This window comes from Marinobacter alkalisoli, assembly GCF_045449795.1.
GTDB lineage: Bacteria > Pseudomonadota > Gammaproteobacteria > Pseudomonadales > Oleiphilaceae > Marinobacter.
In genome coordinates this window covers 25,014-45,238 of sequence record NZ_JBJJLB010000017.1, presented here as the reverse complement: position 1 = coordinate 45,238, position 20,225 = coordinate 25,014, and the positions used below count along the sequence as shown (strand labels likewise).

The following is a 20,225-nucleotide window of genomic DNA, read 5'->3' as shown; positions in this document are numbered from 1 at the left end:
TCCAAAATTCTGGTTTGACGGGATAAATTTCCGTCCTGCAATCAAATGATGGAACATCATGAACCCTAACTATCTTGATTTCGAACAGCCTATTGCCGACCTGGAAGCGAAGATCGAAGAGCTTCGCATGGTGGGTAACGACACCGACATCAACATCTCCGATGAAATCAATCGGCTGAAAAGCAAAAGCGTCAGCCTGACGGAGAGCATCTTTTCCGATCTGCAGCCCTGGGACGTGGCACGTCTGGCGCGTCATCCACGCCGGCCTTATACGCTCGACTACATCGAAATGATCTTCGATGATTTTGACGAGCTGCACGGCGACCGTCGGTATGCGGATGACCTCTCAATTGTTGGTGGGACAGCCCGCCTGGATGACAAGCCGGTGATGATTATCGGTCATCAGAAGGGCCGGGAAGTGCGTGACAAGGTCAAGCGTAACTTCGGCATGCCGCGTCCGGAAGGGTATCGCAAGGCGCTGCGTCTGATGGAAATGGCCGAACGTTTCCGCATGCCGATCCTCACCTTCATTGATACGCCAGGGGCTTATCCCGGTATCGGTGCCGAGGAGCGGGGCCAGAGCGAGGCAATCGCGTTTAACCTGGCGGTGATGTCGCGTCTTAAAACGCCAATCATTTCCACGGTGATCGGCGAGGGCGGCTCCGGTGGTGCACTGGCCATTGGTGTGTGTGATCAGTTGAACATGTTGCAGTACTCAACCTACGCCGTGATCTCCCCGGAAGGCTGTGCGTCCATTCTGTGGAAGAGCGCCGAGTACGCAGCCCAGGCAGCGGAAGCCATGGGTGTGACGGCGGATCGCCTGAAACACCTGGGGCTGGCTGACAATGTCATCAACGAGCCACTGGGCGGCGCTCACCGAAATCCCGAGAAGATGTCCGAGTCGCTCCGTGAGACCCTGCGGAAAGGGGTTGCCGAGCTGAGCCGTCTTCCCGTCGATGAGTTGGTATCCCGCCGTTACGAGCGGCTGACCCGATATGACACCGGGCGGTAAATCCGCCCCGGACTTTTCCTGGCCGGCGGAATTGTGCGAGTCGGTCAGGCGCCTTCCCGATGCCTCCTGTGTGTGGGTTGCCCTTAGCGGCGGGCTCGATTCGGTATTTCTTCTTCATCTCGTCTCCCGATGTCTGGGCAGTGATCGGGCGATCGCAGCGATTCACGTCAATCATCAGCTCCAGTCCAACGCTGAAGAGACCGAACGATTCTGCAGGAACCAGTGTCAAAGCCTGGCGATTCCTCTGACCGTCAGGCGTGTCACCGTCGAGGTCAGCGCCACCGAAGAGTCGACGACCGGTGGTGTCGAGGAAGCCGCGCGCCAGGCCCGTTATGATGTGTTCGAAAGCATTCTGGAGCCTGGTCAGTTGTTGCTGATGGCGCACCATGGTGACGATCAGGCCGAAACCGTGTTGTTTCGCCTGCTGCGGGGCAGTGGCGTGGCTGGCCTTGCGGGTATGCCGTCCAGCCGGGCTCTTGGCCAGGGGGAGCTGCATCGGCCGCTCCTGGCCTATAGTCGCCAGCAGATTCAGGACTGGATGCAGCAGGCAGGCCTGATCTGGGTGGAAGACCCCAGCAATACCGACCTTAAATACGATCGTAACTTCCTGCGCCATTCGGTCATGCCACTGCTCAAATCCCGCTGGCCATCACTGATCAAGCGGCTTGGGCACAGCGCCTCGGCCTGCCATAATCAGGGCGAGCTGGCGGCGTCCCTGGCCCAGATTCATTACGCTTCGGTGGCGGGGGGTGAGGGGCGACTGCGGGTCACCCAGATGCTTGGTCTCAGTCTAGCGGAGCAGAAAAACCTTGTGCACTGGTGGGTCACCCGGTCAGGTTACCGGTATCCGGCGGTGGCAAACTGGCAACAGGTATTGGATGAGTTGTTACTGTCCGCAGCAGACAGGGAGCCCGAGTTCCGTGGTGAAGGATTTTCACTGCGCCGTTTCCATGGCTGGATCTACCTGGTGCCCGATCAGCCCGGGGACCTGCCGGTGCCGCAATCCCTGGCGCCCGGGCATCCGGTTCAGGTCGGTGCCTGGCGGTTCACTCTGAGTGCGACCGTTACCCCAGATAATGCTCCTCCGCCAATACGAATATCTACGAGGCAGGGTGGCGAGCGCATACGGACCCGTCCTGATGGGCCCTCGAAACCGCTTAAGAAATGGTTGCAGGAACAGAAGGTGCCACCCTGGGAAAGGGCGCGGATCCCCTTGGTTTTCGAGGGCCAGGAAGACGGTGAGGAACTGGTCGCCGTTGGCGACCTGTGGCTTTCCGGTAAATACTGTGGGGAGGCCCCAGCCGCCGGCTGGCGCATTGTTGTGGAGCGGGAATTTGATTGAGTAAGGTGGGGGTTTCTGGTAGTCTGGCGTCCCATCTTGAGATGACAATCTCCCTCTCTTCACCGAACCAGACAATCATGGAATCTGCATGACGCGTTATATTTTCGTCACCGGCGGTGTCGTGTCCTCCTTGGGGAAAGGTATCGCATCCGCTTCACTGGCTGCGATCCTCGAGGCACGCGGCCTGAAGGTCACTATCCTCAAGCTGGACCCGTACATCAACGTGGATCCCGGTACCATGAGCCCGTTTCAGCACGGTGAAGTATTTGTCACCGAAGATGGCGCGGAAACCGACCTCGACCTGGGACACTACGAGCGATTCATTCGTAGCCGCATGAGTCGTCGCAACAACTTCACCACCGGCCGTGTGTACGAAGAGGTGATTCGCAAGGAGCGTCGCGGAGACTATCTGGGCGGCACCGTGCAGGTCATTCCCCATATCACCGACGAAATCAAGCGTCGTGTGGTGGAGGGGGCCGCCGGTTCTGATGTGGCGCTGATCGAAATTGGCGGCACTGTGGGTGATATCGAGTCCCTGCCGTTCCTGGAAGCCTGCCGTCAGCTAAAGGTGGAAGTGGGCCCCCAGCGGGCATTGTTCATGCACCTGACGCTGGTGCCTTACATTGCCACAGCCGGTGAGATCAAGACCAAGCCGACCCAGCACTCCGTGAAAGAAATGCGTTCCATCGGTCTGCAGCCGGATATCCTGCTGTGCCGCTCGGAACACGAGGTAGATGCCAGCTCCCGCCGCAAGATTGCGTTGTTCACCAACGTGGAAGAGCGGGCGGTCATCCCGTTGCAGGACGCCAAGTCCATCTATGCCATTCCACGAATGCTGTATGAACATGGTCTCGATCAGTTGGTGATCGAACGCTTCAGCCTGGATGCGCGTGCCGCGGACCTGAGTGAGTGGGACGCGGTTGTGGAATCCCTGATGAATCCGGAAGACGAAGTGACCATTGCCATGGTGGGCAAATACATGGAGCTTCTGGATGCCTACAAGTCTCTGATCGAGTCCTTGCTGCACGCCGGTATCAAGACCCGTACCAAGGTGAAGATCAACTACATCGATTCCGAGGACATCGAGCGTGACGGTACCGGAGCGCTCGACAGTGCCGACGCCATCCTGGTGCCGGGCGGCTTTGGTGAGCGCGGCGTGGAAGGCAAGATTCGCACGGTACAGTATGCCCGCGAAAACAAGGTGCCGTATCTGGGTATCTGCCTTGGCATGCAGGTAGCGGTTATCGAATATGCGCGCAACGTGGCCAACCTGAAGGACGCTCACAGCACAGAGTTCCGCCAGCACACACCGGAACCGGTAGTTGGCCTGATTACCGAATGGCTGGATGCCAGTGGGGAACGTGAGGAACGCACCGAGGAATCCGACCTGGGTGGTACCATGCGCCTCGGCGCACAGGACTGTGTGCTGACCGAGGGCTCCACCATTGCCAACTGCTACGGCAAGAAAACCATCCGTGAGCGTCATCGCCATCGTTACGAAGTGAACAACCATTTCCTGCCAAACCTGGAAGGCGCCGGATTGAAGGTATCCGGTCGCTCGACCGATGGCCGTCTGGTGGAAGTTGTCGAGGCTCCGGATCATCCCTGGTTCGTGGCGTGCCAATTCCACCCGGAATTCACGTCAACGCCCCGTGACGGGCATCCCCTGTTCAAGGGCTTTGTCCAGGCGGCACTGGCCCACAAGAAGGAATCCTGAGCATGGCGCAGAGCACGGTCAACGTCTCCGGAATTGAGGTCGCCAACGACAAACCGTTCGTGCTGTTTGGCGGCATGAATGTGCTGGAATCTCCCGAGCTGGCCATGGAAGTGGCCGAGGCTTACGTTGAGGCCACCGGCAAGCTGGGCATTCCGTATGTCTTCAAGGCTTCCTTCGACAAGGCAAACCGTTCTTCCGTGAACTCTTTCCGTGGCCCTGGCCTGGACAAGGGGTTGCAGATACTGGCAGACATCAAGAGCAAATTCGGTGTCCCCATTATTTCCGATGTCCATGAGCCAGCGCAGGCAGCGCCAGCGGCAGAGGTGTGCGACATCATCCAGCTGCCCGCTTTCCTGAGCCGCCAGACCGATCTGGTGGTCGCCATGGCCAGAACCGGCGCCGTGATCAACATCAAGAAAGCCCAGTTCCTGGCGCCCCAGGAAATGAAGCACATCATCACCAAGTGCGAAGAAGCCGGTAACGACAAGGTCATCCTGTGCGAGCGGGGCAGCAGCTTCGGTTACAACAACCTGGTGGTCGACATGCTCGGCTTCGGCATCATGAAGTCCATGAATGTGCCGGTGATGTTTGATGTGACGCACTCACTGCAAATGCCCGGTGGTCGCGCGGATTCCGCTGGTGGCCGCCGTGCCCAGGTAACCGATCTCGCGCTTGCGGGTATGTCCCAGGGCCTGGCCGGCCTGTTTCTGGAGGCTCATCCGGACCCGGATAATGCCAAATGCGACGGCCCTTGCGCCTTGCGTCTGAGCCAGTTGGAGCCATTCCTTCAGCGGGTCAAGGCCGTGGATGATCTCGTTAAGAGTTTTAAACCTATCGACACCGCCTGAAGGGCGGTTTCTGTTTTTGTATTGCTCGGGGGGAGCGAGCAGTCATACCCCGACTGCTCTTGATCGAACTATAAATCATAACCTTCTAGACATTGAAAATACGGAGATTCGGACGAATGACAAAAATTGCCAACATCAAAGGCCGTGAAGTACTGGATTCCCGCGGGAACCCCACGGTTGAAGCGGATGTGATTCTTGAAGACGGCACCATTGGCAGTGCCTGTGCGCCCTCCGGTGCGTCCACCGGTTCCCGTGAAGCCCTGGAGCTTCGGGACAAGGACGCAAACCGCTATCTGGGTAAAGGCGTGCTGAAGGCCGTTGAGGCGGTAAACACCAAAATCCGTGAAGCCCTGGTCGGCAAGGACGCAGCTGATCAGCGTGCCCTGGACAATGTAATGCTGGAACTGGATGGCACCGAAAACAAGGCCAATCTGGGCGCCAACGCGATTCTGGCGGTTTCCCTGGCTGCGGCCAAGGCGGCAGCCACGTCTCTGGGCAAGCCGCTGTACGCGCACATTGCGGACCTGAACGGCACGTCCGGCAAGTACTCCATGCCGGTGCCGATGATGAACATCCTCAACGGTGGCGAACACGCCGACAATAACGTTGATATCCAGGAGTTCATGGTTCAGCCGGTGGCGGCCAAAAGCTTTGCGGAAGCCCTGCGTATTGGTGCCGAGATCTTCCACAGCCTGAAGAAGGTGTTGAAATCTCAGGGCCTGAACACTGCAGTGGGTGACGAGGGTGGTTTCGCTCCGAACCTGCCGTCCAACGAAGCAGCGCTGGCGGTGATTCAGGAAGCGGTCGAGAAGGCCGGTTACAAGCTGGGTTCTGATGTGACCCTGGCTCTGGACTGCGCGTCTTCCGAGTTCTACAAGGATGGTCAGTACCAGTTGTCCGGTGAAGGCAAGAGCTTCGATTCCGAAGGTTTCGCGGATTATCTGGCAGGCCTGAGCGAGCGTTACCCGATCGTCTCTATCGAAGACGGCATGGACGAGAGCGACTGGGACGGCTGGAAAGTGCTGACCGACAAGCTGGGCAGCAAGGTTCAGCTGGTGGGTGATGACCTGTTCGTAACCAACACCAAAATCCTCAAGCAGGGTATCGACAAGGGCGTTGGTAACTCCATCCTGATCAAATTCAACCAGATCGGTAGCCTGAGCGAAACCCTCGACGCCATCAAAATGGCTCAGGACGCAGGCTTCACGGCAGTGATCTCCCACCGTTCCGGTGAAACCGAGGACACCACCATTGCCGACCTGGCGGTGGCCACCTGCGCCGGCCAGATCAAGACCGGTTCCCTGTGCCGCTCGGATCGCGTTGCCAAGTACAACCAGTTGCTGCGCATCGAGGAAGCCCTGGACGGTAAGGCGCCTTACCGTGGCCTGACCGAAATCAAGGGTCAGGGCTGAGGTCTGACGGAGTCATTTTTTACCTGTATTAATGCTCAATCCAGGTAACAAAATGTTAAGGCCATCGTGATCTGGATGAACATTCAGTCACGATGGCCTTTTTACACAACCATTTAGAAGAATTTGTTGTTAATCTACTCTAAGGTCTATACTCAGCACTCGGTGTTGGTTTTTTGTTCGGCTTTTATTAAACGGAATTAGCAATGAAGTTGCTCTGGTCCATCATGGCTGTGCTGATACTCCTGCTGCAGGTGCGCCTGTGGATCGGGGAGGGCAGCTTCGCGCAGGTATGGGCCCTGCAGCAATCCATTTCCGAGCAGCGGGAAGAGAATGCCGAATTGTCCGCCCGCAACGAACGCCTATACGCTGAAGTCCGTAACCTGCATAACGAGCAGGGCGCGGTGGAAGAGCGTGCGAGGATGAACCTGGGGCTTATCCGTGACGATGAAACCTTCTTCCTGGTTGTTGAAAACTGATACAAGCCAATGACGAATCCACGATTCTGGCTGATCGTGCCTGCCGCCGGTATTGGCCAGCGCATGCAGGCCGAGTGCCCCAAGCAGTACCTCAGGATTGATCGTCGTTATATCCTCGATATCACCCTGTCACGTACCCTCGATTTTGCTCCGTTTGATGGTTGCATGGTCGCCCTCCATCCGGACGACTGCTGGTGGCCGGACACCGAGGCCAGTGGCGATTCCCGAATACAAACCTGCCGTGGTGGCTCCGAACGGGCAGACTCGGTTCTTTCGGCTCTTCGTGCGCTGACACCTCAGGCGGGTGCGGATGACTGGGTGCTGGTCCACGATGCTGCCCGTCCATGCCTCCACCGGGACGATCTGACCCGGTTGATAACTTCGCTGCAGAACCATGATGTCGGCGGCCTGCTGGCCTCTCCCGTTGCCGATACTCTGAAAAGGGGGAACAACGCCACCCCTCCGGAAGCCCTGGAGACAGTGGATCGGAGTTCCCTGTGGCGAGCCCTCACTCCCCAAATGTTCCGGTACGCCAAACTGGTCAATGCCCTCGAGCAGGCCGTGGAAAATGGTCAGCCTGTGACGGATGAATCCTCTGCCATGGAATTTTCAGGTAACATGCCGGTATTGGTGGAAGGGCGCCCGGACAATATCAAAGTGACTGTCCCGGCGGATCTCGCCCTGGCGGGTTTTATCCTCAGCCAGCTCTGAATTTGCCTGCACGGTTTCGGGAAAGTCTATATGCGTATTGGTCAGGGCTTTGATGTCCATGCCTTCTGTGAAGGCAGTTATGTCACTCTCGGTGGTGTCCGGATTCCCCATAATCACGGCCTGAAAGCCCATTCTGATGGCGATGTGCTGCTGCACGCGCTGGCGGATGCGCTTCTGGGGGCGGTGGCACTCGGTGATATCGGGCATTTATTTCCCGATACCAGTGATGAGTGGGCCGGAGCCGACAGCCGGGATCTGCTGCGTCGTGTCATGGCCCGGGTGGCCGAGGAAGGGTTTTCGGTCGTGAATGTGGATGCGACTCTCATTGCCCAGGCCCCAAAAATGGCTCCCCACGTTGAGGCCATGCGGTTGAATATTTCTGAAGATCTGGCCATCCCGGCCAGCCGGGTCAGCGTGAAAGCCACCACCACCGAAAAGCTCGGCTTTACCGGGCGTGGTGAGGGTATTGCCTGCCAGGCTATTTGCCTGTTGGAGCCGGCGTCCTCATGAGTGATCAACCTGTAAACACCGGCAACTGGACACTGGATTGGCCCACGTCGCGAGGGGGCCGGATTGCGCGGGCAGAACTGAAACACATGCCGGAGGATTTCAGGGTTTTCGAGGACCTGGGGTTGCCCGGATTTCCCGCTGAGGGCCCGCCAGGAGATGACGCCACCGGTGGCGAGCATCTCTGTCTGCTGCTGGAAAAGACCGGCGACAATACCGAATATGTCGCGCGCCAGCTGGCGTTGTTGTCCGGGTGCCGCCATTTCGATGTGGGGTTTTGCGGCCTGAAAGACCGCCACGCCGTAACCCGGCAATGGTTCAGCATCTATCGCCCGGGTATGGAGCTCGATGATGATGCCTTCATTGCGCAGGTGGTGGAGCGCTGGCCGGTTCTTGCGTGGACGCGCTCTGCCCGTAAACTTCGCCGGGGAGATCACCGGGGAAACCACTTTGAGATAACCCTTCGCCGGGTGACTGGCACTACAAAAGACATTGACGAAGCTTTGTCTGAGCTGACTGTGTCGGGCGCCCCCAACTATTTTGGTCCCCAGCGATTCGGCCATGGTGGTGCCAACCTCGACCGTGCCCTCACCATCGATCCGTCGAAACTTAACCGGGGTGGCCGGAAGGGCGGTAAAAAAAGGGGCGGCAGGCATTCAGGCTCTGGCAGTCAGGACAGTAAAAACGTATTGTACTTTTCTGCTGCCCGGTCATGGCTGTTCAATGAGGTTCTTGGCCGTCGGGTCGAGGCTGGCAACTGGAGGCAGCTTCTGGACGGAGAACCCGGTTTGGGCCCGGACCTGGAACTGGTTCCGACCGGTCCCTTGTGGGGAGATGGCGGTACCGAAGCGGTATCGGAGCAGGGGGCTCTGGAGCGTGAAGTGGTTGCCGGAAACCCCGGGCTGGAAGGGTTGTTTTCAGCCACGCGGATGAAGCCGGAGCGTCGTCCCCTGATTGCCAGGCCGGAACAGCTGCGCTGGCAATGGCTGGCGGAGGACATGCTGCGGATCGGTTTCTGGCTCGCGCCGGGGCAATACGCAACCACCATCCTGGCAGATATCTTTGAATTGTATGAAGGGGCAAAAGACCCCGATCAATAAAATGTCCGGGCGGACAACCTGTTATCAGGTGTGATGATCCGGAACATAAAGGCTAGTGGAGAAAATTGTGCGCATACTGTTATCCAATGATGACGGTGTTCATTCACCGGGGCTTCAGGCTCTCCACGAAGGCCTGGAAGGCATCGGAGAGCTGGAGGTGGTTGCTCCCGACCGGGATCACAGCGGAGCCAGCAATGCCCTGACGCTGAACCGACCGCTGACGGTAGAGCAGCATCCGAACGGTTTCAGGTCTGTGGACGGAACGCCGACGGACTGCGTTCACCTGGCGGTGAATGGTCTGTTCAGTGAGCCATTCGATCGGGTTGTTTCGGGCATCAATACCCATGCCAACCTGGGCGATGACATCATCTATTCCGGTACCGTCGCGGCAGCGACTGAGGGCCGGAGCCTCGGCCTGCCCGCCATAGCGGTATCTCTCGTCAATAACGGACACTTCCATTATGAAACCGCGGCCCGGGTGGTGCGGGTTCTCCTGGAAGGCAGGAAAGCACTGGCCCTGGGGCCGAGATGTATCCTCAACGTGAATGTGCCGGATGTGCCCTGGGAGGATATCGCGGGATTCCGAGTAACACGCCTGGGGCATCGTGACCGGGCCGAAGGCGCTGTTCCGATGACGTGTCCCCGTGGCAAAGAGCGGTACTGGATTGGCGCCGCCGGTCAGGGTAGCGATGCCGGACCGGGGACCGATTTTCATGCCGTGCGTGAAAACTTCGTCTCGATTACCCCCGTTCATGTGGACATGACCCGACACGAAGCGTTGTCTTCGCTCCGGGAGTGGGTTGATGACGTAACTTCCGGGGAGGCGCACTAATGGTCGCAGAGCTCCAGGGTATAGGAATGACCTCCCGCAGAACCCGCATGCGCCTGATTCAGCGTCTGAGGGACGCAGGCATTGAGGACCAGCGTGTACTGGATGTGATGGCCGAGGTACCGCGCCATATTTTTCTGGACGAGGCCCTGTCACACCGGGCTTATGAGGATACCTCCCTGCCGATCGGTTACAGCCAGACGCTTTCCCAGCCGTACATTGTCGCCAGGATGACCGAGATCCTGATGCAGCATGCGCCGTCCCGCGTGCTGGAACTTGGCACTGGTTCAGGCTATCAGACCGCTATCCTGTCGCGGCTGGTGGATGAAGTGTTCAGCGTGGAGCGAATCAAGCCACTACAGGACCGGGCCCGGGACAGGCTGCGCCAGCTGGGCATGCGAAATGTCGTGCTCAAGCACGCCGATGGCGGCATGGGATGGCCTGACCGCGGGCCATTTGATGGCATTATGCTGACAGCCGCGCCAAAGGAAATTCCGCCGGAATTGCGCGCCCAGCTCGCCGATGGTGGTGTCGTTGTAGCGCCCGTTGGAGAAGTGAATCAGAACCTGGTGAAAATGGTGCGTTTCGGAGACAGCTTTGAAACCACTGAAATCGAAGCGGTTAATTTTGTGCCATTGTTGGGCGGGGTGGTCCGTTGACGGATAGCTCGCGCCAGCATCACCCCTTTGCCGTTTTTCTCCGTGGTATGGCAATGGGGGCGGCAGACATAGTCCCTGGCGTTTCCGGCGGTACTATTGCGTTCATTTCGGGTATCTACTTCCGACTGCTGGAGGCTATTAATGCCGTCCCGGGAGCTGTTATAGGGTATCTGTTTCGTGGCGACCTGAAAGGATTCTGGAGCAGGTGTGACGGCACGTTCCTGATCAGCCTGCTGGTCGGTATTCTGGTCAGTATTGCGACACTGGCCTCCATTATCAGCTACGGTCTGGAAACCTACCCGGTCCTGATCTGGAGCTTCTTTTTCGGACTGATCGTGGCGTCAGTCTGGCATGTTGGGCGTCAGGTACGTGAACTTTCTCCGGTCCTGTTGGGGCCGCTGCTGGCGGGTATCGCTTTTGCCTGGTGGGTGACCACGCTGCCGGCGGGGCAGGTGGATCCCTCTGGTCTGGTTTTCCTGGGCGCCGGTGCGCTGGCAATATGCGCCATGATCCTGCCGGGTATTTCCGGCAGCTTCATACTGGTTATTATCGGTATGTATGCGCCGGTACTGGATGCCATTCGTAATCTGGAAGCGGGTTTCCTGATGCTGTTTGCGTCCGGTTGCCTGATCGGGTTGTTGTCTGTTGCTCGATTGATCACCTGGGCATTTCACCGGTTTCATGATCCGGTGCTGGCGTTGCTGACGGGGTTTATGATCGGTGCGCTTAACAAGGTGTGGCCCTGGAAGGAAACGGTGAGCTGGCGCACCAACAGCTCGGGCGAGCTGGTTCCACTCAATGAGGTCAGCGTAACCCCCGGCTACTACGCCGAGCTCACCGGTCTGGATTCCCAATGGCCGGTGGCGCTAAGCGTGGCTATCCTCGGCTTTGCCATGGTGCTGTTGGTTGAATGGCTGGGAAGTCGCACCAGGCCATAGGGTTCGCAGGTGTTACTTTGGGGCAATAAGAATGTTTCGAGCAGTAACAAATGTGGCCGTGTAGTAACTTGGATTTGGTTATAAAATGTGCAATATATTAGCAAGTTACTCCAAGAACTTTAGAAACTGCCGTATTTTTAATACGGATTGCTTATAACGGGGCTATTTTTATACCTGTGAGATGTTTACCTGGGTCCCCCAAGACCGATTGTGCAGCATCCCTGCGGTTCCCCTCCGGTACCCGGGTATCCTTATGGCTAAAAAAGCCAGCCCTGTCTCTTTCCTGGCTCCCCCTGCTACTGCTCCTTCTCTGTGTGCCCCCGCTGATCAGCGGCTGTAACACCCATGCGATCTATCAGGATGATCGCTATAACCCTCCGGTGTACTGGGGGCGGCATGTGGTCAAGCCCGGAGAAACCCTTTACAGCATAGCCTGGCGGTATGGCCGGGATTACCGGGAACTGGGGAGTGCAAATGGTATAAGTGAGCCGTGGCACCTGAAAGCCGGTCAGGTATTGCGCCTGGATCTTCGCGGAACTGTCACATCCTCGGTGCAGAATAAGAGGCGTACCAAGCCATCGCCGGCAAAGCCACCGTCAAGGCAGACGAGCAAGGCGCCGGCCCCGAAGCCGGAGCCCAGGCCGAAGGTTTCCAGGGCCCCGGATCGAAAGTCACCGCTGAACAGCCAGACCCAGACGGTGTCGAACGTCAATTGGCGCTGGCCACACGTTGGCACTGTAATTGCAGGTTATTCAACATCCGGTAAAGTCAATAAAGGTGTTGATATTGCAGGAAAACCGGGAGATCCTGTAAGGGCTTCCGCAGGCGGTAATGTGGTCTACGCCGGAAGCGGATTGCTTGGATACGGCAATCTGATTATTGTGAATCATAATGAGCACTATTTAAGTGCTTACGCTCACAACCGGAAGATTTTGGTGCGGGAAGGGGAGGATGTAAAAGCCGGGCAGGTAATCGCAGAGCTCGGGAGTAGCGGTTCGGATCGACCCAAATTGCATTTCGAGATTCGAAAAAATGGCAATCCGGTGGATCCGATGCATTATTTGCCGCCACGCTGACCGAGAAAAGCCAGCCAGACACAGAAGACGTCCCGGCACTGACAAGAAAGCCGACAGCGAAGAATAAAAATAATGGTTACGTTTGTAGCCAGCCAACAACTAAATGTCCTGAACAAGAACGCGAACGCAGCAGGAGCTCACAATAAAAAGAATTCGTGAGCGAATAACCAGGATTATTGAGAGGCGGGGCAAGAGTTATGTCAGCAGAGCAAGAAGATCTCATCATCGATCGTGTGAGCGATATTGAAGACGCCGAAGATCAGATTTTGGCGGAAGACAAGGTCGACAAGAGCACTTCTGACACCGAAGTGGCAGAAGTCGAAGAAGGTATCCCGGCCCAGGGCCGATACTTCACCAGCCAGAAACAGCTCGACGCGACCCAGCTATACCTGAACGAAATTGGTTTTTCCCCACTGCTTACCCCCGAAGAAGAAGTGTATTTTGCCAGACTGGCCCGCAAGGGCGAGGAATCCGGTCGTAAGCGTATGATCGAGAGCAACCTGCGGCTGGTCGTGAAGATCGCCCGCAGGTATGTCAACAGGGGGTTGACGCTGCTTGATCTGATTGAGGAAGGTAACCTTGGTCTGATCCGTGCGGTGGAAAAGTTTGATCCGGAGCGTGGATTCCGGTTCTCCACCTACGCAACCTGGTGGATTCGCCAGACCATAGAGCGGGCGATCATGAACCAGACCCGCACCATCCGCCTGCCGATTCATGTCGTTAAGGAACTGAATCTGTACCTGCGAGCCGCCCGTGAGTTGACCCAGAAGCTGGATCACGAGCCCTCAGCGGATGAAATCGCCCGCATGGTCGACAAGCCGGTGAATGATGTAAAGCGGATGCTCGGGCTCAATGAGCGCGTGGCTTCCATGGACACCCCGATCGGCGCTGGTGGCGAGAAATCCCTGCTGGATACCGTGGCGGATGAGGGGGCCTCGGATCCCGCCGATCTTCTGCAGGACAATAACATGTGCTCCTGTGTCGAGAAGTGGATCGACCAGTTGAGTGACAAACAACAGGAAGTGCTTTCCCGCCGTTTTGGTCTGCGTGGTTATCCGGTCAGCACCCTCGAGGAAGTTGGCCAGGAAATCGGGCTGACCCGCGAGCGGGTACGCCAGATTCAGGTCGAGGCTCTGCGTCGTCTCCGGGAGATTCTTGAAAAGGAAGGTCTGTCAGGTTCCCTGTTGTTCATGTAAGCATTAGAGTCCTGTCATCCTCGAAAGCCGGCCATGGAAAATGGCCGGCTTTTCTGTTTCAGTAGACGCCCAAATGAGAACCACGTTGCGCAATCGTCGTTATTCCCCCTGTTAGAATGTTTTTCCCGGGCAGGGATAGGCTGTCGAAACCCGGTATAAAAACTACAACGACTCAATAATAACGACTGAAAAGGAAAGGATGATGAAGAAGGCTCTATCAACAGGTTTTGTGTCACTGGCACTGTCTGCCGCGTTGTCGGCTCCGGTGTCCGCCCTTACCGTGGAAGGTGTGGATGTCCCGGACACCTATTCCGCCATGGACACCGAACTCAAGCTCAACGGTGCCGGTACCCGTTCAAAATGGTTTATGGACCTGTATGTGGGTGGTCTGTACGTGCCGGAAACCATTGATGATGGTGTAGCGGTGATTAATGCCGACGAACCCCAGGCAATCACTTTGCACATCATTTCCGGCATGATCACCAGTGATCGCATGACCGAAGCCACCCTCGAGGGTTTCGACAGTGCGACCGATGGGGATATGTCGGCGATCCAGGACGATGTGGACCGGTTCATGTCAGTCTTTGAAGAAGAGATCACCGAGGGCGACGTATTCGATCTTGTCTACCTTCCGTCTGAAGGTGTACGTGTCCTCAAGAATGGTGAGGTCCGGGATACCGTGGGTGATCTGGAATTCAAAAAGGCCTTGTTCGGTATCTGGCTGTCCGACACGCCTGCCCAGAAAGACCTGAAAGCCAGGATGCTGGGCCAGCGGTAAGTCGCCCAGCCATTACCAGCCGCCGGGCAATCTGTGCCGGCGGCTGCCTGCCATTGTGATCATCGGGCTCGATGTCTGACTACTGATAGTCCCGCTTCTGTTTGAACTCACACAGGTCCTCAATGAGACAGGCGCCGCATTTGGGTTTTCTGGCGGTGCAAGTGTAACGGCCGTGAAGAATCAGCCAGTGGTGGGCGTCCAGAAGAAATTCTTTTGGCACCAGGCGCATCAGGCGCTTTTCCACTTCCAGTACGTTTTTTCCGGGCGCAATTCCGGTGCGGTTGGACACCCTGAAAATGTGGGTATCTACCGCCATGGCCGGCTGCCCAAAGGCCGTGTTAAGCACTACATTAGCCGTTTTCCGGCCAACGCCCGGCAGGGCTTCCAGATCCTCACGATTATCGGGTACCTCGCCCCCGTGTTTTTCCAGCAGTATCCGGCAGGTCTTGATGACATTCTCCGCCTTGCTGTTAAACAGGCCGATGGTCTTGATGTATTCCTTCAGACCATCCACACCCAGGGCCAGGATGGCGGCCGGCGTGTTGGCAACCGGAAACAGCTTGTCCGTGGCCTTGTTGACTCCGACATCGGTCGCCTGGGCCGACAGGGTGACGGCGACCAGCAACTCAAATGGCGTTGAGTAGTTCAGTTCAGTTGTGGGATTGGGGTTGTTGTCCCGCAGGCGAGTGAATATTTCAGTGCGTTTTTCCCGATTCATTTCAAGAAACCTGTCCTGTAACCCGAACCCGCTTGCTGCCAGTGTTGACCGGATCGGTCACTCCGGCGCTGCGGCGCTCCTTGATTTGGTTGTCGATGCCGTTCTTCAGTGCGATTAATAGCCCCAGCCCCACGAACGCACCTGGCGGCAGTACCATGAACAGCATGTCCGGGTAATTTTCCAGCGGGCGAATACCCCAGTCCGCGGCCATGGGGCCAAGCAGCAGATCCATGCCGGTAAACAGGGTGCCCTGACCAATGAGCTCGCGCATGGCGCCGAGCACAACCAGCACCGCAAGGAATCCCAGTCCCATCATCACGCCGTCGAGAAGGGCCGGTACCGGTCCGTTCTTGGAAGCGAACGCATCCGCCCGCCCCAGAATGGCGCAGTTGGTGACGATCAGCGGGATGAAAATGCCGAGGATCTGATACAGCTCATAGGTGAAAGCCTGCATCAGTAGCTCGGCACAGGTGACGAAGGAGGCGATGATCATCACAAACGCGGGCAGGCGCACGGATTCGCTCACAAAATTCCGGATCAGTGACACGGCCAGGTTGGACCCCATCAATACCATAAGGGTCGCCAGTCCCAGTCCGATGGCGTTAACCACGGTGCTGGTGACCGCCAGCAATGGGCACAGGCCGAGTACCTGGACCAGGGCAGGGTTGTTGGTCCAGAGGCCCTCACGAATGATTTCCGGGTTGCTCTTGGTTGCCATGATCAGGAGTGCTCCGTGTCTTGAAGTTCGCCAGCGACAGTGTCCGGATTGATGGGGCTGCTGCGGATTTCCGGAGGCTCATTGAGAATATCCCGCACTTCCTCCCGGTTCTGGCGGAAGTATACCAGGGTCCGCTGAACCGCCTTGACCACGGCCCTTGGGGTAATGGTAGCCCCGGTAAACTGGTCAAAGGCACCGCCGTTCTTTTTTACGTTCCAGCGGTCGGGGGCCGGATCGCCGAGGCTACGACCGTCAAACGAATAAATCCAGTCGGATTTCTTGGTTTCAATTCCGTCGCCGAGCCCGGGGGTTTCCCGGTGGCTGGTTACCCGCACGCCGAGAACATTGCCCTGAAGGTCGATGCCCACCAGCAGGCGGATGTTCCCGGAATAGCCATCCGGCGCCACTGCGGGAAGGATCAGTCCGACAGGCCGCTCACCCTTGCGCGCTACCCAGGCGGTTATGGGGTCAGGCTGGGCCAGGCGATCACTTGCCGGCAGTTGCACGGTGTCCCTGAGCAGATCGTTGTCGTGATGGCTCTCGGGAATAATGTCGAACAGGGCCTGGGCTTCGGCGCGGGCGGCCTGTTCGGCGATGCGATCGGCGGTCATAACCTGGGTGACGGCAATGGTGCCGCCGGTGATGACCGCGAACAGGCCAAGACCAATGGCGCTGCGACGGATGGACTGTGCAATAGCGGCCATGAGTTACCCCTGAGTCTTGCCGGGAACGCCGCGCCGGGCCTTATGGTGACCATAAGTGCGGGGCGGCGTGTAGTGATCGATAAAGGGCACGGCGAAATTCATCAACAGTACGCTGAATGCAACCGCGTCCGGGTAATTGCCCCAACTGCGGATAACGTATATCAGCACTCCGATACCGGCCCCGTATATGAGCTTGCCCTGATGGCTGGTGGCGGCGGAGACCGGATCAGTGGCAATAAAGAAGGCGCCGAGCATGGTCCCACCGGCCAGCAAGTGCAGGGAAACCGGTGCGTACTGGTCGGGATTACTGCCAAAGGCGAGGCTCATCACGGCAATGGCGGCCAGCATGCTGACGGGAATGTGCCAGGTAATGATCTTGAGGCCGATCAGCACCAGGCCGCCCAGCAGGAAAGCCGCGTTCACCCACTCCCAGCCGTGGGCGATGCCGTCGCCAAAGGTGGGGTGTGCAAGTACTTCCGCGGCCGTGTGGGTGGCTATCTTGTGCTTGTACTCATCCAGCGGTGTGGCCATGGTGTAGCCATCCACAACGGCCTGCTGACCGGATGCCAGCAGGTTGAGGGTTTCGCCAAACCCGGGTGCGGACTCCCAGAGCAGGCCGGGCTGGGCCCAGTTGGTCGTCATCGCCACGGGAAAGGAAATCAGCACCAGTGCATAACCGACCATGGCCGGGTTGAAGGGGTTGGAGCCAAGCCCGCCATAGAGCTGTTTGGCCATGACAATGGCTGATATCACGGCGATGGCCGAGACCCACAGCGGAACGAACTGGGGCAGCGACAGCCCCAGCAGCAGGCCAGTCACGGCGGCGGTGTTGTCCCTGAGAAAAAACGCCAGCGGCTTTCTGCGAAGCGACAGCATGGCGGCTTCCGCAGCCAGGGCAACGGCAACACACCACACCACATTGATCAGGTTACCCCAGCCGAAGAAGATCGTCTGTGCCAGCAAGCCTGGCACGGCGGCCAGAATCACCCAGAGCATGAGCCGGGAAGTCGACCGGGCTTTACGGGCATGGGGAGAAGACTGTTGTACTAATGCCATGAAGACTTGGCCCTGATGTCCGTTATTCGGTGGATTGGGTCGCCGGGGCGGTGTCCACACCGGCCTCAGCCAGGGCTTCTTCTGCCCGTTTTACCCGTTCGTGATTCTTGGCAACCGCGCGCTCGAGCTTGTCGACGTTGTCCGCTTGCTGTGCCTTGGCGTCATCCAGCATTGACTGCATGGTCTCCAGCTTGGACTTCGCCTGGGTCAGCTGTTTTTCCAGGGCGGGAATATCGGGTGCCGGTGCCGTGTTCTCCGCGCCGGTAGCCTGCGGTTCGGACGCAGCTGGCGTGCCGGCTTTCTTGCGAGCCAGCGCCTCCTGCACCAAAGCCGCCTTGGCGGCCTTTTCATCGACGGCTTCGCCTTTGGCAGCGGCTTGTTCCGCTTCCTCTTTCTTCTTTGCCTGGGCTTCCGCTGCGGCTTTGGCGCGTTCCTTGCGGCGCAGTTCCTTCTCCTGTTGTTCCCGTTCCAGCCGGGCCTGACGTGCCTCGAAACGCTCCCGGGCGCGATCCGCTTTTACTTGCTCTGCCTGCTGAACGCGAATTTCGCCCTTGGCAAACCGGTAGTACTGCACCAGGGGAATGGAGCTGGGGCAGACATAGGAACAGGCTCCGCATTCAATGCAGTCGAACAGGTTCAGGTGTTCCGCCTTCTCGAATTCGCCGGCCTTGGCATGCCAGAACAACTGTTGCGGTAGCAGCTCCATGGGGCAGGCTTCGGCGCACTGGCCGCAACGGATGCAGGGTTGTTCCGGTTCAGGCTCGGGCAGTTCTTGCGCGCTGGCGGCAATCACGCAGTTGCTGGTCTTGACCACCGGTATGTCGGGGGTATGCAACGTATACCCCATCATCGGGCCGCCGAGAACCAGCCGATTCAGTTGGGCTTCCCGCAATCCGGCCTGGCTCAGCAGATAATGGATGGGGGTGCCCAGAAGCGCTTCAAAGTTTCCGGGCCCGGAAACCGCTTCGCCGGTAATGGTGACCACGCGCCGGATTAGTGGTTCGCCCTCCAGAATGGCTCGGGCCACGGCAATGGCGGTACCGACGTTCTGGCACATAACGCCAATGTCTGCCGGGATGCCGCCACTGGGCACCTCCATGCCGGTGAGGATCTGGATCAGCTGTTTTTCGCCGCCGGACGGGTACTTGGTCGGCACCACGACGACTTCGATCTGAGTGCCTTCGGCCGCCGTTTTCATCGCTGCGATCGCTTCCGGCTTGTTGTCCTCAATGGCGATGACGCAGCGTTCCGGGCGCAGGATCCAGGCCATGATCTTCAGACCGGCAATGATCTCATCCGCCCGTTCGCGCATGGTCATATCATCGGCGGTGATGTACGGCTCGCACTCGGCGCCATTGAGGATCAGGGTACCAACCTTGCGATCCTTGGGCGGCCTGAGTTTGATGTTGGTCGGGAAGCCCGCACCACCCATGCCCGAGATGCCGGCATTGTGGATGGTTTCCAGAACCTCCTCGCGGTCCAGGTTACGATAATCCGGCAGCGGGTGACGCTGGCACCATTGGTCCTCGCCGTCGGGTATGAGGGTAATGCACCAGTCGTCCATGCCGGAGGGATGGGGTACCGGCAGGCGGGCGATGGACTCAATGGTTCCGGAAGTCGGTGCGTGAATGGGCACGCCCATGCCGCCGGACACTTCTGCAATTCGCTGGCCTTTCAGTACGCGGTCGCCAACCGCAACCATCGCCTCTGCGGGAACGCCGATGTGTTGCTGCAGTGGCAATACCAGCCGTTGCGGAATGCCGGCCTGGCGGATGGCGCGCCCCGTTGACTGATGCTTGTTCTCTGCCGGGTGAATACCGCCGGCGAAATCCCAGAGTTGTGTCATCAGGCGCTGGCCCCCTGGCGATCAGTGGCAATGATGTCCGTCTTTGGCGGATTCCAGGTCCAGGCGCGGATGTCTGGTTCGATAGTGACCATGTCGATGCAGTCGACCGGGCAGGGATCCACGCACAGGTCACAGCCGGTGCATTCGCTTTCGATGACCGTATGCATGTGCTTGGCGGAACCCAGAATGGCGTCGACAGGGCAGGCCTGGATGCACTTGGTACAGCCAATGCACTCATCCTCACGAATGACCGCCACCCGCTTCTCCTGCTCGATACCATGCTCGGCGTCCAGGGGCTCGGGTTCCACATCCAGCAGGTCGGCCAGGGATTTGATCGTACCTTCACCGCCCGGAGGGCATTTGTTGATGGGGCCGCCCTCGGCAATGGATTCCGCATAGGGGCGGCAACCGGGGTAGCCGCACTGGCCACACTGGGTTTGCGGCAGCAGGGAATCGATTTGTTCCACCAGGGGATTGCCTTCAACCCGGAAGCGCTCAGCGGCGTAACCCAGCAGCCCGCCAAACACCACGGCCAGGGCTAACAGAACAACAACGGCGATGAGGATGCTTGTCCACATAAAT

The 20,225-nt window shown here is 58.2% G+C and carries 21 protein-coding genes; 15 read left to right on the top strand and 6 right to left on the bottom strand.

Translation table 11 applies throughout. From position 1 onward, the window contains the following. The first annotated feature begins 58 nt into the window (after positions 1-58). The 15 genes from accA (at position 59) to ACJO3M_RS08475 (ending at position 14,601) form a co-directional block, all read left to right on the top strand. Positions 59-1,012 carry an acetyl-CoA carboxylase carboxyl transferase subunit alpha gene (accA, locus tag ACJO3M_RS08545; protein WP_407000979.1) on the top strand — a complete coding sequence of 318 codons (954 nt, stop codon included), beginning with the start codon at positions 59-61 and terminating at the stop codon, positions 1,010-1,012. Beyond that, entirely contained in the window at positions 996-2,354 is a 1,359-nt protein-coding gene (gene tilS / locus ACJO3M_RS08540; RefSeq protein WP_407000978.1) for a tRNA lysidine(34) synthetase TilS, read from the top strand. The genes accA and tilS overlap by 17 nt, the downstream gene beginning before the upstream one ends. A gap of 88 nt (positions 2,355-2,442) precedes the next feature. After that, positions 2,443-4,071, top strand: a complete 1,629-nt coding sequence (gene pyrG, locus ACJO3M_RS08535) for a CTP synthase (protein WP_407000977.1) — start codon at positions 2,443-2,445, stop codon at positions 4,069-4,071. Between the two features lie 2 nt (positions 4,072-4,073). After that, positions 4,074-4,919 carry a 3-deoxy-8-phosphooctulonate synthase gene (kdsA, locus tag ACJO3M_RS08530; RefSeq protein WP_407000976.1) on the top strand — a complete coding sequence of 282 codons (846 nt, stop codon included), beginning with the start codon at positions 4,074-4,076 and terminating at the stop codon, positions 4,917-4,919. A gap of 116 nt (positions 4,920-5,035) precedes the next feature. Next, entirely contained in the window at positions 5,036-6,331 is a 1,296-nt protein-coding gene (eno, locus tag ACJO3M_RS08525) for a phosphopyruvate hydratase (protein ID WP_407000975.1), read from the top strand. A 203-nt stretch (positions 6,332-6,534) separates the two neighbouring features. Next, complete coding sequence (locus ACJO3M_RS08520; protein WP_406985379.1) at positions 6,535-6,807, top strand: septum formation initiator family protein; 273 nt, start codon at positions 6,535-6,537, stop codon at positions 6,805-6,807. Positions 6,808-6,816: 9 nt separating this feature from the next. Next, positions 6,817-7,518 carry a 2-C-methyl-D-erythritol 4-phosphate cytidylyltransferase gene (gene ispD, locus ACJO3M_RS08515; RefSeq protein WP_407000973.1) on the top strand — a complete coding sequence of 234 codons (702 nt, stop codon included), beginning with the start codon at positions 6,817-6,819 and terminating at the stop codon, positions 7,516-7,518. A gap of 30 nt (positions 7,519-7,548) precedes the next feature. After that, positions 7,549-8,028: a 2-C-methyl-D-erythritol 2,4-cyclodiphosphate synthase gene (gene ispF, locus ACJO3M_RS08510; RefSeq protein WP_407000972.1), complete on the top strand. Its 480-nt coding sequence runs from the start codon at positions 7,549-7,551 to the stop codon at positions 8,026-8,028. Then, positions 8,025-9,125 (top strand): tRNA pseudouridine(13) synthase TruD, encoded by a 1,101-nt coding sequence (truD, locus tag ACJO3M_RS08505; RefSeq protein WP_407000971.1) that lies wholly within the window; start codon positions 8,025-8,027, stop codon positions 9,123-9,125. Before ispF ends, truD begins: the two co-directional genes overlap by 4 nt. Before the next feature lie 67 nt (positions 9,126-9,192). Further along, on the top strand, positions 9,193-9,957 hold the full coding sequence (gene surE, locus ACJO3M_RS08500) for a 5'/3'-nucleotidase SurE (RefSeq protein ID WP_407000970.1): 765 nt from the start codon (positions 9,193-9,195) through the stop codon (positions 9,955-9,957). Next, complete coding sequence (locus ACJO3M_RS08495; protein WP_407000969.1) at positions 9,957-10,613, top strand: protein-L-isoaspartate(D-aspartate) O-methyltransferase; 657 nt, start codon at positions 9,957-9,959, stop codon at positions 10,611-10,613. The genes surE and ACJO3M_RS08495 overlap by 1 nt, the downstream gene beginning before the upstream one ends. 47 nt (positions 10,614-10,660) lie before the next feature. Beyond that, complete coding sequence (locus tag ACJO3M_RS08490; RefSeq protein ID WP_407000998.1) at positions 10,661-11,551, top strand: DUF368 domain-containing protein; 891 nt, start codon at positions 10,661-10,663, stop codon at positions 11,549-11,551. Between the two features lie 698 nt (positions 11,552-12,249). After that, positions 12,250-12,627: a murein hydrolase activator EnvC family protein gene (locus ACJO3M_RS08485; protein ID WP_407000968.1), complete on the top strand. Its 378-nt coding sequence runs from the start codon at positions 12,250-12,252 to the stop codon at positions 12,625-12,627. Positions 12,628-12,824: 197 nt separating this feature from the next. Further along, entirely contained in the window at positions 12,825-13,823 is a 999-nt protein-coding gene (gene rpoS / locus ACJO3M_RS08480) for an RNA polymerase sigma factor RpoS (protein ID WP_407000967.1), read from the top strand. Positions 13,824-14,025: 202 nt separating this feature from the next. Beyond that, positions 14,026-14,601 (top strand): chalcone isomerase family protein, encoded by a 576-nt coding sequence (locus ACJO3M_RS08475; protein WP_407000966.1) that lies wholly within the window; start codon positions 14,026-14,028, stop codon positions 14,599-14,601. A 79-nt stretch (positions 14,602-14,680) separates the two neighbouring features. Here the strand turns inward: ACJO3M_RS08475 and nth are convergent, their stop codons facing one another. The 6 genes from nth to rsxB are packed head-to-tail and all read right to left on the bottom strand — an operon-like array spanning position 14,681 to position 20,221. Beyond that, entirely contained in the window at positions 14,681-15,319 is a 639-nt protein-coding gene (gene nth, locus ACJO3M_RS08470) for an endonuclease III (RefSeq protein WP_407000965.1), read from the bottom strand. 1 nt (position 15,320) lies between these two features. Beyond that, entirely contained in the window at positions 15,321-16,037 is a 717-nt protein-coding gene (locus ACJO3M_RS08465) for an electron transport complex subunit E (RefSeq protein WP_406985370.1), read from the bottom strand. Between the two features lie 2 nt (positions 16,038-16,039). Continuing rightward, complete coding sequence (gene rsxG, locus ACJO3M_RS08460) at positions 16,040-16,741, bottom strand: electron transport complex subunit RsxG (RefSeq protein ID WP_407000964.1); 702 nt, start codon at positions 16,739-16,741, stop codon at positions 16,040-16,042. Between the two features lie 3 nt (positions 16,742-16,744). Then, positions 16,745-17,797 (bottom strand): electron transport complex subunit RsxD, encoded by a 1,053-nt coding sequence (gene rsxD, locus ACJO3M_RS08455; RefSeq protein ID WP_407000963.1) that lies wholly within the window; start codon positions 17,795-17,797, stop codon positions 16,745-16,747. Between the two features lie 22 nt (positions 17,798-17,819). Next, positions 17,820-19,643, bottom strand: a complete 1,824-nt coding sequence (gene rsxC / locus ACJO3M_RS08450) for an electron transport complex subunit RsxC (RefSeq protein ID WP_407000962.1) — start codon at positions 19,641-19,643, stop codon at positions 17,820-17,822. Then, on the bottom strand, positions 19,643-20,221 hold the full coding sequence (rsxB, locus tag ACJO3M_RS08445; RefSeq protein WP_407000961.1) for an electron transport complex subunit RsxB: 579 nt from the start codon (positions 20,219-20,221) through the stop codon (positions 19,643-19,645). Before rsxB ends, rsxC begins: the two co-directional genes overlap by 1 nt. Between the last annotated feature and the right edge of the window lie 4 nt (positions 20,222-20,225).

Coding starts and splice junctions, on each gene's coding strand:
- accA (WP_407000979.1), top strand. CDS start 59: ATGAACCCTAACTATCTTGATTTCGAACAGCCTATTGCCGACCTGGAA.
- tilS (WP_407000978.1), top strand. CDS start 996: ATGACACCGGGCGGTAAATCCGCCCCGGACTTTTCCTGGCCGGCGGAA.
- pyrG (WP_407000977.1), top strand. CDS start 2,443: ATGACGCGTTATATTTTCGTCACCGGCGGTGTCGTGTCCTCCTTGGGG.
- kdsA (WP_407000976.1), top strand. CDS start 4,074: ATGGCGCAGAGCACGGTCAACGTCTCCGGAATTGAGGTCGCCAACGAC.
- eno (WP_407000975.1), top strand. CDS start 5,036: ATGACAAAAATTGCCAACATCAAAGGCCGTGAAGTACTGGATTCCCGC.
- ACJO3M_RS08520 (WP_406985379.1), top strand. CDS start 6,535: ATGAAGTTGCTCTGGTCCATCATGGCTGTGCTGATACTCCTGCTGCAG.
- ispD (WP_407000973.1), top strand. CDS start 6,817: ATGACGAATCCACGATTCTGGCTGATCGTGCCTGCCGCCGGTATTGGC.
- ispF (WP_407000972.1), top strand. CDS start 7,549: ATGCGTATTGGTCAGGGCTTTGATGTCCATGCCTTCTGTGAAGGCAGT.
- truD (WP_407000971.1), top strand. CDS start 8,025: ATGAGTGATCAACCTGTAAACACCGGCAACTGGACACTGGATTGGCCC.
- ACJO3M_RS08495 (WP_407000969.1), top strand. CDS start 9,957: ATGGTCGCAGAGCTCCAGGGTATAGGAATGACCTCCCGCAGAACCCGC.
- ACJO3M_RS08490 (WP_407000998.1), top strand. CDS start 10,661: ATGGCAATGGGGGCGGCAGACATAGTCCCTGGCGTTTCCGGCGGTACT.
- rpoS (WP_407000967.1), top strand. CDS start 12,825: ATGTCAGCAGAGCAAGAAGATCTCATCATCGATCGTGTGAGCGATATT.
- ACJO3M_RS08475 (WP_407000966.1), top strand. CDS start 14,026: ATGAAGAAGGCTCTATCAACAGGTTTTGTGTCACTGGCACTGTCTGCC.
- nth (WP_407000965.1), bottom strand. CDS start 15,319: ATGAATCGGGAAAAACGCACTGAAATATTCACTCGCCTGCGGGACAAC.
- ACJO3M_RS08465 (WP_406985370.1), bottom strand. CDS start 16,037: ATGGCAACCAAGAGCAACCCGGAAATCATTCGTGAGGGCCTCTGGACC.
- rsxG (WP_407000964.1), bottom strand. CDS start 16,741: ATGGCCGCTATTGCACAGTCCATCCGTCGCAGCGCCATTGGTCTTGGC.
- rsxD (WP_407000963.1), bottom strand. CDS start 17,797: ATGGCATTAGTACAACAGTCTTCTCCCCATGCCCGTAAAGCCCGGTCG.
- rsxC (WP_407000962.1), bottom strand. CDS start 19,643: ATGACACAACTCTGGGATTTCGCCGGCGGTATTCACCCGGCAGAGAAC.
- rsxB (WP_407000961.1), bottom strand. CDS start 20,221: ATGTGGACAAGCATCCTCATCGCCGTTGTTGTTCTGTTAGCCCTGGCC.